The 13,122-nt window shown below is 67.7% G+C and carries 15 protein-coding genes; 9 read left to right on the top strand and 6 right to left on the bottom strand.

Annotated elements, in window-relative coordinates; translation table 11 throughout:
• Nucleotides 1-17 precede the first annotated feature (17 nt).
• Nucleotides 18-1,535, bottom strand: coding sequence for a flavin-containing monooxygenase (locus tag ACFC0O_RS34885; RefSeq protein WP_375965649.1), 1,518 nt, complete (start codon nt 1,533-1,535; stop codon nt 18-20).
• Between the two features lie 68 nt (nt 1,536-1,603).
• Here ACFC0O_RS34885 and ACFC0O_RS34880 point away from each other — a divergent pair, with 68 nt between their 5' ends.
• The gene (locus ACFC0O_RS34880; protein WP_364639897.1) at nt 1,604-2,245 is read left to right on the top strand and encodes a TetR/AcrR family transcriptional regulator; all 642 of its coding nucleotides are present in this window, start codon (nt 1,604-1,606) and stop codon (nt 2,243-2,245) included.
• On the opposite strand, the gene ACFC0O_RS34875 is transcribed toward ACFC0O_RS34880, so the two are convergent.
• The 3 genes from ACFC0O_RS34875 to ACFC0O_RS34865 all read right to left on the bottom strand — a co-directional run bounded on the left by ACFC0O_RS34875 (nt 2,211) and on the right by ACFC0O_RS34865 (nt 4,293).
• Nucleotides 2,211-2,426, bottom strand: a complete 216-nt coding sequence (locus ACFC0O_RS34875) for a hypothetical protein (protein WP_364639900.1) — start codon at nt 2,424-2,426, stop codon at nt 2,211-2,213. The genes ACFC0O_RS34880 and ACFC0O_RS34875 overlap by 35 nt on opposite strands.
• Nucleotides 2,427-2,531: 105 nt before the next feature.
• A complete protein-coding gene (locus ACFC0O_RS34870) occupies nt 2,532-3,233 on the bottom strand; it encodes a Crp/Fnr family transcriptional regulator (RefSeq protein ID WP_375965643.1) in 702 nt (233 codons plus the stop codon).
• 127 nt (nt 3,234-3,360) lie between these two features.
• A complete protein-coding gene (locus tag ACFC0O_RS34865; RefSeq protein WP_375965639.1) occupies nt 3,361-4,293 on the bottom strand; it encodes a glycine betaine ABC transporter substrate-binding protein in 933 nt (310 codons plus the stop codon).
• A 310-nt stretch (nt 4,294-4,603) separates the two neighbouring features.
• Between ACFC0O_RS34865 and ACFC0O_RS34860 the strand changes: the two genes are divergently transcribed.
• From ACFC0O_RS34860 to ACFC0O_RS34825, 8 genes are all read left to right on the top strand, one after another.
• Nucleotides 4,604-5,497 carry an ABC transporter substrate-binding protein gene (locus tag ACFC0O_RS34860; protein WP_375966433.1) on the top strand — a complete coding sequence of 298 codons (894 nt, stop codon included), beginning with the start codon at nt 4,604-4,606 and terminating at the stop codon, nt 5,495-5,497.
• Nucleotides 5,498-5,510: 13 nt separating this feature from the next.
• A complete protein-coding gene (locus tag ACFC0O_RS34855; protein ID WP_375965636.1) occupies nt 5,511-6,662 on the top strand; it encodes an ABC transporter ATP-binding protein in 1,152 nt (383 codons plus the stop codon).
• On the top strand, nt 6,659-7,327 hold the full coding sequence (locus ACFC0O_RS34850) for an ABC transporter permease (protein ID WP_375965633.1): 669 nt from the start codon (nt 6,659-6,661) through the stop codon (nt 7,325-7,327). The genes ACFC0O_RS34855 and ACFC0O_RS34850 overlap by 4 nt, the downstream gene beginning before the upstream one ends.
• The gene (locus ACFC0O_RS34845; RefSeq protein ID WP_375965631.1) at nt 7,324-8,031 is read left to right on the top strand and encodes an ABC transporter permease; all 708 of its coding nucleotides are present in this window, start codon (nt 7,324-7,326) and stop codon (nt 8,029-8,031) included. The genes ACFC0O_RS34850 and ACFC0O_RS34845 overlap by 4 nt, the downstream gene beginning before the upstream one ends.
• A gap of 91 nt (nt 8,032-8,122) precedes the next feature.
• The gene (locus ACFC0O_RS34840; RefSeq protein ID WP_364640497.1) at nt 8,123-8,545 is read left to right on the top strand and encodes a CBS domain-containing protein; all 423 of its coding nucleotides are present in this window, start codon (nt 8,123-8,125) and stop codon (nt 8,543-8,545) included.
• 109 nt (nt 8,546-8,654) lie between these two features.
• Nucleotides 8,655-9,326 (top strand): response regulator transcription factor, encoded by a 672-nt coding sequence (locus tag ACFC0O_RS34835; RefSeq protein ID WP_375965629.1) that lies wholly within the window; start codon nt 8,655-8,657, stop codon nt 9,324-9,326.
• Entirely contained in the window at nt 9,327-10,694 is a 1,368-nt protein-coding gene (locus ACFC0O_RS34830) for an ATP-binding protein (RefSeq protein ID WP_375965626.1), read from the top strand.
• Nucleotides 10,695-10,822: 128 nt separating this feature from the next.
• The gene (locus ACFC0O_RS34825; protein WP_375965623.1) at nt 10,823-11,149 is read left to right on the top strand and encodes a hemophore-related protein; all 327 of its coding nucleotides are present in this window, start codon (nt 10,823-10,825) and stop codon (nt 11,147-11,149) included.
• 134 nt (nt 11,150-11,283) lie between these two features.
• Here ACFC0O_RS34825 and ACFC0O_RS34820 read toward each other — a convergent pair whose 3' ends face one another.
• Together ACFC0O_RS34820 and ACFC0O_RS34815 are read right to left on the bottom strand one after the other, a co-directional pair.
• Nucleotides 11,284-11,931 carry a response regulator transcription factor gene (locus ACFC0O_RS34820; RefSeq protein WP_364639927.1) on the bottom strand — a complete coding sequence of 216 codons (648 nt, stop codon included), beginning with the start codon at nt 11,929-11,931 and terminating at the stop codon, nt 11,284-11,286.
• On the bottom strand, nt 11,928-13,088 hold the full coding sequence (locus ACFC0O_RS34815) for a sensor histidine kinase (RefSeq protein ID WP_375965619.1): 1,161 nt from the start codon (nt 13,086-13,088) through the stop codon (nt 11,928-11,930). Before ACFC0O_RS34815 ends, ACFC0O_RS34820 begins: the two co-directional genes overlap by 4 nt.
• Nucleotides 13,089-13,122 lie beyond the last annotated feature (34 nt).

Below are 13,122 nucleotides of genomic sequence, written 5' to 3'. Positions count from 1 at the left end.
TCGGGCGCTGCCGGAGGTTAGGCGGCGGTCCGGGCGGAAGTTGAAGTCTCATAGGCCGATACGTCGAACTTCTGGAGCAGGCTCCGGAAGCGGAAGGTGAAGTCCGGCCAGAGCGTGGTGTTGTTGCCGTGCTTGTCCATGTACCAGGAGGCGCAGCCGCCGGTGCTCCAGACCGCGCCGCTCAGCTTCTGCTGCAGTTCGGCGTTGTATTCGTCCTGCACATCCTTGCGCACTTCGATGGTGCGCACACCCAGGCGGTCGATGGTGGCCACGGCGTCGGCGATGTAGTTGATCTGCGATTCGATCATGAACACCATCGAGGTGTGGCCGAGGCCGACGTTCGGGCCGAGCATGAAGAACATATTCGGGTAGTTGTGGATCGCCGAACCCTTGTAGCCCTGCTGCCCGATGCTCTCGAAGACCTCGGCCAGGGTGCGGCCGTCGCGACCCGAAATGGTGTCGTAGGCAGGGGAATCGGTGACGTGGAAGCCGGTGGCCACCACGATGGCGTCCACTTCGCGCTCCACGCCGTCCTTGGTGACGACCGACCCGGAGCGGATCTCCTGGATGCCGTCGGTGACGACGTCGACATTGTCGCGGCCCAGCGCCGGGTAGTACTCGTTCGAGATGAGCATGCGCTTGCAGCCGATGCGGAAGTTCGGCGTGACCTTCTTGCGCAGCTCCGGATCCTTGACCTCGATGCGCAGCTTGGCGCGCGCCACGGTCTCCAGGATCTTCATGGCGGGCGGGAACTTGGCCAGGCCGACCACCTGGGTCTCGCGCGCGGCGTAGATGGCGGCGCGGGACAGCGCCTGCGCGCCCGGAATGTATTTGAAGGCAAGCTTTTCCGGCAGCAGGTAGGGCCGGTCCGCGCGCGGCAGCAGCCACGGGGCGGTGCGCTGGTACAGGTCCAGGTGCGCGACCTGCTTGGCGATCGACGGCACGATCTGGATGGCGGAGGCGCCGGTGCCGATGACGGCGACGCGCTTACCGGTCAGATCGGCATTGTGATCCCAGCGCGCGGAGTGGAAGATCTCGCCCTGGAAGTCGTTGATGCCCTTGATATCCGGCAGGTTCGGCTCGCACAGCGCGCCGACGGCGGAGACCAGGATATCGGCGGTGAAATCGCCCTGCGAGGTCTGGATCTCCCAGCGGGCGGTGTCATTGTTCCACTGCGCGCCGGTCATATCGCAGTTGAACAGGTGCTTGTCGCGCACGTCGTACTTATCGGCGACGGACTTGATGTAGCCCTGGATCTCCGGCTGCTTGGAGAACGAGCGGGACCAGTCCGGGTTCAGCGCGAAGGAGTACGAGTACAGGTGCGAGGGCACATCGCAGGCCGCGCCCGGGTAGGTGTTGTCGCGCCAGGTGCCGCCGACATCATTGCCGCGCTCGAGCACGAGATAGTCGGTGCGACCCTGCTGACTCAGCCGAATGGCCAGGCCCAGGCCGGAAAACCCGCTGCCCACGATGATGATGTGGGAATGCCGGGCGGCCCGGTTGTCGACAGCTTTGTCTGTAACCTTGCGACTCATGTACATCAGCGTAGGGTCTTATTGAGTAGGAGTCAATAGTATTGACTCACGTTCAGTAAGATTTCGCCATGACCCGAGGAGCCAAGGTGAGCAAGCCGGACGCGGGTGCCAAACGCACCCGGCTCAGCCCCGACGATCGACGCCTGCAACTCATCACCCTGGGCGCGAACATGCTGCGCGAACGGTCCCTGGAGGAGGTGTCGGTCAGCGAGATCGCCGAACAGGCCGGCATCTCGCGCGGCCTGCTGTTCCACTACTTCCCCACCCTGGGCGATTTCCACCTGGCGATCATCGCCTACGCCAACGCGGAACTGCTGGAACGCACCACCCCCAATCCCGCGCTGCCGCTGGCGGAGATGCTGCGCGATTCGGTCGAACGCTATGTCGCGTACGTGGAGGAGAACCGCACCCCCTACCAGGCCCTGTTGCGCGGACCCATCAGCGCCAGCCCGGAACTGGTCGCCATGGTGAACGCGCACCGCCTCGCCCAGGTCGAGCGCATCCTCGCCGAATCCCCCATCCCCGTGGAGGATTCGGATATGCCGCGCCTGACCCTGGCGGTCCGCGGCTGGATCGCCTTCGTCGAGGAAACCACCCTGACCTGGCTCCGCGAGGCCCCCATCACCCGCGAGGCGCTGATCGACCTGCTGGTCGAATCACTGCCCGCGCTGGCGCTCAACTCCACGCTCGCCGCCGCCCTGCTCGAGTGACGGCCAGCTCGGTCACGGGCGCGATGACCCGGGTATCGATTGCGCGCGAGGCTGTTTCGGGCCAGTAGCCGGTGACCGCGGTCGCCATGAGCGCCGCCGCGAGCGGGCTGTGCGCGCGGCTCAGGGTCAGAAACAGCCGTTCGGCGGGATTCCAGTCGTATTCGGGTTCCAGTGTCGACATCGGTGCCCTCCCATATCTCGTGTATCACCAGGCCACGAGAGTGCCACCGGACGAACCCGCCCCGCGCCTGAAAAATCCGGCCGCGGAGTAGATTTCAGAGAATTTTCACTCCAGCTCCGCGTAGTTCCGCAAACCTTCGAGATCACGCACCACGACATGCCTGTTGCGCAGGCAGACCAGACCCTTCAGCTGCATTCGCTTCATCGCCAGCCCGACCGCGTCCTCCCCCGCGCCGATGAGATTCCCGAGCTCCTCATAGGAGAGCCGCACGGTGATCTCCACACCGGATTCGCTGGGGCGGCCGTAGGATTCGGCGAATTCCACCAGTAGCCGGGCCAGACAGCGCCGCACCGGCCAGCCGCCGAAATCCAGCCGCCGCTGATCCGACCACGCCAGCCGATCGGCCAGCGTGCGGCACAGCGTCTGCCAGCCGTCCGGATGCTCGTTGAGAAACGACAGGAACATATTGCCCGGAATGCAGTGCGCGATCGTCGCCGTGCAGACGGTCGCGGTGGCCGAGCGCACCGAATTCGGTGTCAGCGCGCCCAATTCCCCGATCACATCGCCGCTCACCCGAATGGCGAACAGCGTCCCGGCGTCCGCGGTGATCTTCACGCACGCCGATACGCTCGTATCGTGCGAGCGCAGCACGTACACGATGTTCCCCGGATCCCCCTGCCGCATCAGCAATGTCCCCGGTTTGCAGTACCGCTCATGCCCCAGCCCGAGCAGCTCCCGCCGCGAGCGCGGACTCAACCGCGCCAGCAACGTGTTCTCCGGCCACGGCCAAGAATCCAAATCGACCATCGAATCCAAATCCGCCTAGTTGGAATCGTCCCCGAAACTCAACGGTAAGCGAGCTTTCCGGGAACGGAACCGCAACTCACATCACAATCGGCGATACCTGCGGCGGATTCGGCGGCCCGATCCGGATTCAGAGCGCGTGCGCGTCCAGCCAGGTGCGGGCCAGGTCCGCGGGGACCGCGCCGTTATCGCGGATCCGGCGGAGCATATCGGCGAGGTCGACGGTGGTGAGTTCGCCTGCGACATAGTTGAGTTTGCGGAGCTGGGTCGATGTCAAGGCGGCCTTACGGATCACCGGGACCACCATGGCGGAGGGGAAGGCGTAGGCCGGGTCGGCCAGCGCGGTCAGGTCCGCACCGCCGCCGGGGAGGTAGGACGGCGGGCCGGACAGCACCGCCAGCTGGATTTCACCGCTGGACAGGGCTTTTCGAGCGTCCTCGGCGGTGGGGAAGGTGACCGGATGCGCGAGGGCGCAGCCGTAGACCGCTTCCAGGGGAGCGAGCACATCGCGCTGCGGATCCAGCGGCGCGCGCATCGGATCCAGCGCGGGGCCCGTGGCGATGCCGACGGTCAGCTCGGGACAGCGCGGGGCGAGCTCCTTCAGCGACGACGGGTAGACCTCGGTGCGGGTGGTATCGGCCACGACGACCGGGCGCAGATCGGTGCCGTCGGCCGGATCGCCGACCGTGAGCCCTTCGGGCAGAGCGGCATTGAGCGCCTTGACCACATCGTCGGGCTTGTTCGCCGTCGAGGTGGAATCGAGCGCGGTGAGCAGATCACCGGTCACATCGGCGACCGCTACGACGGTGCCCGCGTCGAGCGCGGCGAGCTGACCCGGACGCGCGCCCAGACCACGGTGCACGGCGGTGCGCGCGCCGGTGCGCCCGAGTGCGTTCGCATAGATCTCGGCGAGCAGACCCGACTGCGCCGAATCACCCGCGCCGATGGTCAGCGCGGGCGCGTCGTCGGTACCGCACGCGAGGGTTGCCAGTGCCACCGTGACCGCCAGCGCGGTGGACAGCAGGGCTCGCCGGGGGGCGCGGGAATCCGTTCTGCCGAACATTCGCAACAGTCTGCCGCGCGCCGGGCGCGAACTCCGGATCGGGTGGCCCCGAGCGTGTCTCACCAGCCGATATCGGAAATCGTGCCGCGGCACACGAAGAAACCAACCCGAGGTAGGCAACGTTCGCGCGGCAAACCGGGCAGTATGAACACTCAGGTTGGTTCCCCCGACGCGATCCGCACGGGGAATCCGAATGGCCTCGCTCGGAAGGACAACAGTGCATTCGCTAATCTCCACGCGCGCCGGCGGCAGGCGCACAGCCCGCACCGTGCTACGTATCCTCGCCGCGGCCGTCGCGCTCGCAGCGGCCATGGCCGCCTCCGCCTGCGGCGGCGACTCCAATCCACTCGGCGGCAAGAGCGACTGCGGGGGCGGCACCGATACCCTCACCGTCGGCTCGGCCAACTTCCCGGAATCCGAAACCGTCGCGGACGTGTATGCGGAAGCATTGCGCGCCAACGGTTTCCAGATCACCACCAAGCTGAATATCGGCAGCCGCGAGGCGTACGTGCCCGCGCTGCGCGAATGCGCGATCAGCCTGATCCCCGACTACACCGGCAATCTGCTGCAGTACCTGGACAAATCGTCCACGGCCACCGCGCCCGCCGATGTGAACACCGCGCTCACCAAGGCGCTCGGCACCGAGCTCGGTATCGCAACCCCCGCTCCCGGTGAGGATTCCGACGCCGTCGTGGTCACCGGCGCCACCGCCGAACGCTGGAATCTCAAGTCCATCGGCGATCTCGCCCCGCATTCGTCCGAGGTCAGCTTCGCCGCGCCCGCCGAATTCGCCGAGCGCCCAGGCGGTCTCCCCGGCCTGAAGAAGGTCTACAACCTCGATATCGCGCCCGCCAAGTTCCAGGCCATCGCCGACGGCGGCGGCCCGGCCACGGTGCGCGCACTCACCGACGGTCAGGTGACCGCCGCCGACATCTTCACCACCTCGCCGTCCATCGCCGCCAATAACCTGGTGGTACTTGCCGATCCGCTGCACAACTTCGCCGCACAGAACGTGGTGCCGCTGTTCAACACCGCCAAGAAGAGCGACAAGCTGATCGCCGTCCTCGATGCCGTCTCGGCCAAACTCACCACCGCCGAACTGATCGGGCTCAATACCGCGGTCTCCGGCAGCGCCAAAACCGAACCCGCCGCGGCCGCCAAGGCGTGGGTGCAGGCGCAGGGGCTGAACAAGCCGATCGGCTGATAGGGGAAATACGGTGTCCGACATCGAATTCAGCGGGGTCAGCAAGACCTACCCGGGCGGGACAGTGGCCGTCCACGATTTCGACCTGCGCATCGAATCGGGGTCGTTCACCGTATTCGTCGGTCCCTCCGGCGGCGGCAAGACCACCGCCATGCGGATGATCAACCGCATGATCAGTCCCACCACCGGCACCATAACCGTTGCCGGACAGGATGTTTCGACGATCAACCCGGTACAGCTGCGGCTCGGCATCGGATACGTCATCCAGAACGCCGGACTGCTACCGCACCGCACCGTGCTCGACAATGTGGCCACCGTCCCGGTACTGCGCGGCGCTTCCCGCCGCGCGGCCCGCAAGGCGGCGCTCGAGGTACTGGACCGGGTCGGCCTGGATCGGGAACTGGCGCAACGCTATCCGGCACAGCTGTCCGGCGGTCAGCAGCAGCGCGTCGGCGTGGCCCGGGCACTGGCGGCCGATCCGCCCATTCTGCTGATGGACGAACCGTTCAGCGCCGTCGACCCGGTCGTGCGCACCGAGCTCCAGGCCGAGATGCGGCGACTGCAGGCCGAACTGCACAAGACCATCGTCTTCGTCACGCACGATATCGACGAGGCCATCCGGCTCGGTGACCGCGTCGCCGTCTTCGGCGCGGGCGGGCGACTACAGCAGTACGACGAACCGCAGCGCGTACTCTCGCAGCCCGCAACGGATTTCGTCGCCGGCTTCGTCGGGCGCGATCGCGGCTATCGGGAACTGTCGTTCCGCAGCGCCGCCGCCGTACCGCTGCGCGAACTCGCCACCATCACCCCCGAGGAAGTCACCGGGGTGCGCCTGAGCAAGGGCGAATGGCGGCTCGTCATCGATCCCGAACGGCGTCCGCTCGGCTGGATCGACACCACCGGCGTCGAGGCCGTGCGCGCCGGACAGCCGCTCGAGCACAATATGGCAGCGGGCGGTTCGCTCTACCCGCCGGACGGCGATCTGCGCCAGGCGCTGGACGCCGCCATCTCATCACCCTCGGAAATCGGTGTGGCGGTGCAGAATTCCGGCGCGGTGCGCGGTGCCATCCTGGCCGCGGATGTGCTGGAACAACTCTCGAACCAGCGCGCCGCCGAAGACGCCGAACGCAATCGCGCCTTCTTCGAGGAGGAGGCGGCCAAGTGAGGTATCTCCTCGACAATTTCGCGGAGATCGCCGGATTCGCCCGCACCCACCTGTATTTGGCGCTGCTCCCGCTGCTCATCGGACTGCTCATCGCGATACCGGCCGGGGCGCTCGCGCACCGGGCGCGCTGGCTGCGCCGCGTCACCACCACCGCGGCGGGCATCGCCTACACGATTCCGTCGCTGGCGCTGTTCGTGATCCTGCCGCCGCTGATCGGCATCTCGGTCATCGATCCGCTGAATGTGGTTATCGCACTGACCATCTACTCGGTCGCACTGCTGGTGACCGCGGTGCCCGCCGCCCTGGATTCGGTGCCCGCCGAAGTCCTCGACGCCGCCGACGCCATCGGCTACACCCGGCTGCGCCGCACCCTCACCGTCGACTTCCCGCTCGCCCTACCGGTTTTCGTGGCCAACCTGCGCGTGGTCGCGGTCACCAATATCTCCATGGTGACCGTCGGCGCGCTGATCGGCGTCGGCGGACTCGGCAAACTCTTCACCCAGGGCTATCAGCGCGACTATCCCGATGAGATCGTCGCGGGCATCATCGTGGTGCTGGTGCTGGCGCTGGTCATGGATCGACTGCTGTATGTGCTCGGCCGACTCGCCACCCCGTGGCTGCGCACCGGCGGACGCATCCGCCGCGCGAAAGGCATTGCGGCATGAACCTTTTCCTCGACGCCTGGCATTACCTGAGCACCGGCTCGAACTGGTCCGGTCCCACCGGCATCGGTAAGCGCATCGCCGAACACCTCTGGTACAGCCTGCTCGCGGTCGGCCTGTCGGTGGCCGTCGCACTGCCCATCGGGCTGGTGGTCGGGCACACCCGGCGCGGATCGGCGCTGATCGTCGGCTTCGCCAATGCCATGCGCGCCCTGCCCACCCTGGGCCTGCTCACCTTCGTGGTGCTGCTGCTCGGTCTCGGACTGTTCCCGCCGATTCTCGCACTGCTCACCGTCGGCATACCGCCGCTGCTGGCGGGCACCTACGCCGGAATCGCGAATGTCGATCCGGTCGTGGTCGACGCCTCACGGGCCATGGGCATGACCGAACGCCAGGTGCTGTTCCGGGTGGAGCTCCCCAACGCGCTGCCGGTCCTGCTCACCGGGCTGCGCGCGGCCACCCTGCAGGTGGTCGCGACCGCCACCATCGCCGCCTATGTGAACCTGGGCGGACTGGGCCGCCACATCTTCGACGGCATCGGGCTCTACAAATACGATCGCGTACTCGTCGGCGCGATTCTGGTGGCGGCGCTCGCGCTGGCCCTGGACGCGGTGCTGGCCTTCGCGGTGTGGCTGTCGGCTCCCGGCACCGGCCGATTGCGTCGCACGCCACCGCCCGTCGCGGCGGCCGCACAACCGATCAGCTGACCGGTCGCGCATTGACCTCCGGTGTGACTTGGGACACGATGGCAGATGGCCCGAAGCACCATCCACTCTTCAGGAGGTCTGCGTGAAAGCCATGAAAGCCCGCGACATCATGCACCGCACGGCGGAATGCATTCCGGCGGACGAAACCCTCGACCGCGCCGCGCAAATGATGCGCAATATGGATGTCGGCGCACTCCCCATCTGCAATAACGACCGCTTGATCGGCATGCTCACCGATCGTGACATCGTCGTCCGCTGCATTGCCGAGGGCCACGACCCCTCCCGGGTCCGCGCCGGCGACCTCGCCCAGGGCACACCCCGCTGGGTCGACGCCGACACCGACGTCTCCGCGGTGCTCGACATGATGGAACAGAATCAGATCAAGCGCCTCCCCGTCATCGACGTCGCCAACGGCAAACGCCTCATCGGCATGATCTGCGAATCCGACCTCGCCAAGAACGTCACCGATAAGCAGCTCGCCGAATTCGTGGCCGCGGTCTCCATCCCGCACTAGTGCGCGGAGGGGGTGCGCACGGCGGTGGAATCCCGTGGAATCCCGCCATGAGTACCCCCTCGATCGCCATCGCCAGCTGATTCACAGGGAGCGGCCGGAGAATGTGCCCGTGCAACCGGGACGAATTCTTGTGGTCGAGGACGCCGAAGCCATTCGCACTGCCGTCGCGGCGGGACTGCGCGCCGCCGGGCATGACGTGCTCGGGCGAGCGGACGGAGCGCTGCTGGAACAGGATCTGGCGCAGTTCCGGCCCGATATGGTCGTGCTCGATGTGATGCTGCCCGGGCGGGACGGATTCGCGCTGCTGGAAGTGGTGCGGGCGCGATCGGCGTCCGGGGTGCTCATGCTGACCGCGCGCGACGGCGTCGAGGATCGGGTGCGCGGACTGCGCGCCGGATCGGACGACTACGTGGTGAAACCGTTCGAGCTGGCCGAGGTGGTGGCGCGGGTGGACGCGCTGCTGCGGCGCATGGGGCGGGCGCGGACCCGGATCACCGTGGGGGATCTCGTCGTCGACGTCGACTCCGGCAGCGTGCGGCGCGCGGACATTCCGGTGGCGCTCACGGCGACCGAATTCAAACTGCTCACCTACCTGGCCGGGAATCGCGATCGGGTGGTGACCAAGACCCAGATCCTCACGGCCGTATGGGGTTACGACAATTACGACCCCAATCTGGTCGAGGTGAATGTGAGCGCGGTACGCCGCAAACTCGAGGAACACGGGGATCGGCTGCTGCACACCGTGCGCGGGCTCGGGTACACGCTGCGGGTGGGCGAATAGGTGCGCACGGTATCGCTGCGCAGGCGGGTAACCCTCACCACCGCAATCGTTTCCGGCGTGGTGCTGGTGGCGGTGGCGTTCACGGTGCACGCACTGTTCGGGCTGGTGGTGAATCGCAGCGAGAACACGGTGCTCACCGATCGCGTGCAGTTGGCGAAACAGTTGGCACAGGAAGGGGTTTCGCCCGACGATCTGATCGCGCGGGTGGACACCCGGTCGGTGCGGGCGCGGCTGGTGCTGCCCGACGGGCGCGGATTCGGCAGCCTCACTCGCAAGAACGCCGAGGACAGCGCGGTGAAAACGCGCATCGTCAAACTCACCGGCGGGCAGTTGGACGGCGGCCGCCTCACCCTGCAAATCGACACCCCGCTGCTGTCCCGCGTACAGGACCGCCTCGGCATCCTGCTGAGCCTGGCCACGGCGGGGGCCATCGCCGTCATCGCCGCCGGGCTCTGGTTCGGCGTGCCACGCGCCCTCGCACCACTGGACGCCATGACCCGGCTCGCCCGCGAAATCGCCCGCGGCCAATTCGGCCGACGCCTGAACCCGTCCCGCACCGATACCGAATTGGGGCGCACCGCAGCGGCTTTCGACGAAATGCTGGACACCCTCGAAGGCGCGCTGCACGCCACCACCGCCGCCGAAGCTCGCGCCCGGGCCTCCGAACAGCGCATTCGCACCTTCGTCGGCGATGCCGCCCATGAACTCCGCACGCCCGTCTCCGGCATCCGCGCCCTCGCCGAAGCGGTCATCCAGCATCCGGCCGACGCCGATCCGGAAGACCTGCAGCGCATGCACCTGCTCCTGGTGCGCGAAGCCGTCCGCGCGGGCCGCCTCATCGACGATCTGCTCGATCTGGCGCGCATCGACGCCGGACTGCAACTCCACCGTGTACCCACCGATCTGCACACCCTGGCCGCGACCCAACTCGATCGCATGCGAATCCTGCACCCGGACACAACCTTCCGCCTCGACGGCGATCCGGTGACGGTGACGGCCGACCCCGAACGCATCACCCAGATCCTGGCGAACCTGCTGAACAACGCCTGCCAGGCCATGAACGACGCAACGGGACCGACCGATCGGCAGTACCTCCCCACCGTGCGGATTCGCCTGTGCGCCACAGGCGAATTCGCCGAACTGGCTGTGATCGACACCGGCCCCGGCATTCCCGCGGCCGACCGCGAACGCGTCTTCGATCGCCTGGTCCGCCTCGACGCCGCCCGCGACCACCGCACCGACGGCTCCGGCCTCGGCCTGCCCATCGCCCGCGGCCTGGCCCGCGCCCACGGCGGCGACCTGACCTGCGAACCGCCCCCTCCCGACCGCTCCGGTGCGGTCTTCCTGCTCCGTCTCCCCCGCGACTGAGCCCAGCGGGCTATGGGCCGTTGGCGGGTGGAGCTGAAGATCGGCTGAAGATGGGGCCGGGATTCAGGGGATCCTCAGGTGCCGGGGGCAGATTCGGTGGGGACCGATCCCCTCAGGTAGGAGTGAGTATGAAGCGCAGCATTGCCGCCGTCGTCGCCGGTGCGGCCGGATTCGCCGCCATCGCGCTGGCGGTGCCGGGCGTGGCCTCGGCCGACGGCCCCGATTGCAGCCCGGCGGCATTGAGCGCGGCCCGCGCCGACGCGAAAGGCAAAGTGCAGGCGTACCTTTCGAGCCATCCGGACGCGGCCGCCGAATTCGCCAAGATCAAGACCCTGCCCAAGGATCAGCGCCGCGCCGAAATGAAGGCGTACGCCTCCTCGCACCCCCAGGACGCCCAGGCCATCAAGGACGCCCGCCAGGCCGTACGCGACTACCGCGCCAACTGCCACAAATAATCCACGACCCGTCAGCGCCGCCCGCCGGACCATCCCTCGCCGGTCCGGCGCATATGCCGCGACTGCCCTCGCGACACGACGCCGACGGCACCGACCGGCGGACACCGACTTCCACGGTGTCCGCCGGTTTCGTGTCAGCCGCGCACCAAGCCGTTGCGGTAGGCGTAGACCACCGCGTGAATGCGGTCGCGGACACCGAGTTTGGCGAGGACGCGGGAGACGTGGGTCTTGACGGTCTCCTCGCCCACGCCCAGTTCGGCGGCGATCTCGTAGTTGCTGCGGGCGTCGGCCACCAGGAGCAGCACTTCGCGTTCGCGGGCGGTGAGCTGGGCGAGTTCCGGGGGTTCGGCGGGCGGGGCCAGTTCGGTGGCGAAACGCGTTGCGAGCCTGCGGGTCATGGAGGGGTCGATGACCGCGTCACCGCGCACCGCCACGCGAATGGCCGCCACCAGGTCCTCGGGTGGGAGGCTCTTCAGCAGGAAGCCGCTGGCTCCGGCGGCCAGGGCGCGGGACAGGCTGGCTTCGCTGTCATAGGTGGTGAGCACCAGCACACGCGTACCGCCCGCCGCCACAATGGCTTCCGTGGCGGCCAGGCCGTCGAGTTTCGGCATGCGCACATCGAGGATCGCCACCTCCGGCCGCAGCCGAGCCGCCGCCTCGATCGCGGCGCGACCGTCCGCCACCTCGGCCACACATTCCAGATCATCCTGCGCGTCCACCACGGCCCGCAGCCCGGACCGGAACATGGTGTGATCGTCCGCGATCAGCACCCTTACGCTCATGCCGCTCCAATCGGTACCGAAACCACGATGTCCCAACGACTTCCGGTGCGATCCGGCCCCGATACCACGGTGCCGCCGAACAATTCGACACGCCGCCGGATACCGTCCAGACCCCGGCGCACCCCCTCGGGAACCTGCGGCACCGTGGCGATGGGATTGGTCTCGCGAACCTCCACCCGCGTCGGCCGATAGCCGATCTCCAGTCGCGCGGGCGCGCGGCCGTGTCGCAGCGCGTTGGTGAGCATCTCCTGCACCACCCGGTACAGCATCACGTCCAGCGAGCCGGGCAGCACCGGCGGCTCGCCCGAAATCTCCACGTGCACTTCGAGTCCCGCCGAGCGCACCCGCTCCAGCAGATCCTCGATATCGGCGAGTCCGGGCTGGCGCTGTCCGTCATCGTCATGCCCGTGCAGCAGATCCAATTGCCGCCGCAGATCCACCATGGCCGACCGGCTGCTCGACTCGACCGCCGTCAGCGATTTGGTAGCCCCGTCGGAATCGGTGCGGGACAGCGCTATTCGCGCCACCCCGGCATGAATTCCGATGGCGCTCACATGATGGGAGATGACATCGTGCAGATCCCGGGCGATGGCGGCCCGCTCCTCGGACAGCGCACGCTCCAGCGCCGCCCGCTGCTCCTGCTCCCGCAACCGCTCCCGCTGCTCCAACTCGGCGATATAGGCCCCGCGCGCCACCGTATTGCGTCCCACCAGCCACGGCACATACCCCGCGACAATGGTCACGATGAGCAGCTTCCAATCCCGAGAGTCATTGCCGCCCACCAGGATATGCGCCAGCGCCGCACCACCCGCCAGCATGGCGACCGTCAGGTAGGAGGTCGCACCGGTCAGCCACGCCCCCGCCCGATATCCCGCCACCAGGAACCCCACATCGGGTATCCGGGCGTGCAACGCGTAATGCTGGACGAACGCCCCGATCCCCAGTTTCACCAGCACCTGCGCGAACGCCGCGTACGCCGCCGTGGACGGTGGGGCCGCCAGCGCCAGATCCGCGATCACGATCCCCACCGCCAGCAGCGCCGCCATACCGGGCGCGGCCCCGAACGCACCGCACACCACCAGCTGCATGCTGTCCACCACCGCCGCGACCACCGCCACCAGCAGCGACTGGCGCGCCAGCGACCTGCTCACATCCACCGCGCACCACCTCCGTCGTCATCTCGGGCATTGT

The sequence above is a fragment of the Nocardia sp. NPDC056100 genome (assembly GCF_042266325.1).
In the GTDB taxonomy this organism is placed as follows: domain Bacteria; phylum Actinomycetota; class Actinomycetes; order Mycobacteriales; family Mycobacteriaceae; genus Nocardia.
This window is presented reverse-complemented; position numbering and strand designations above follow the sequence as displayed.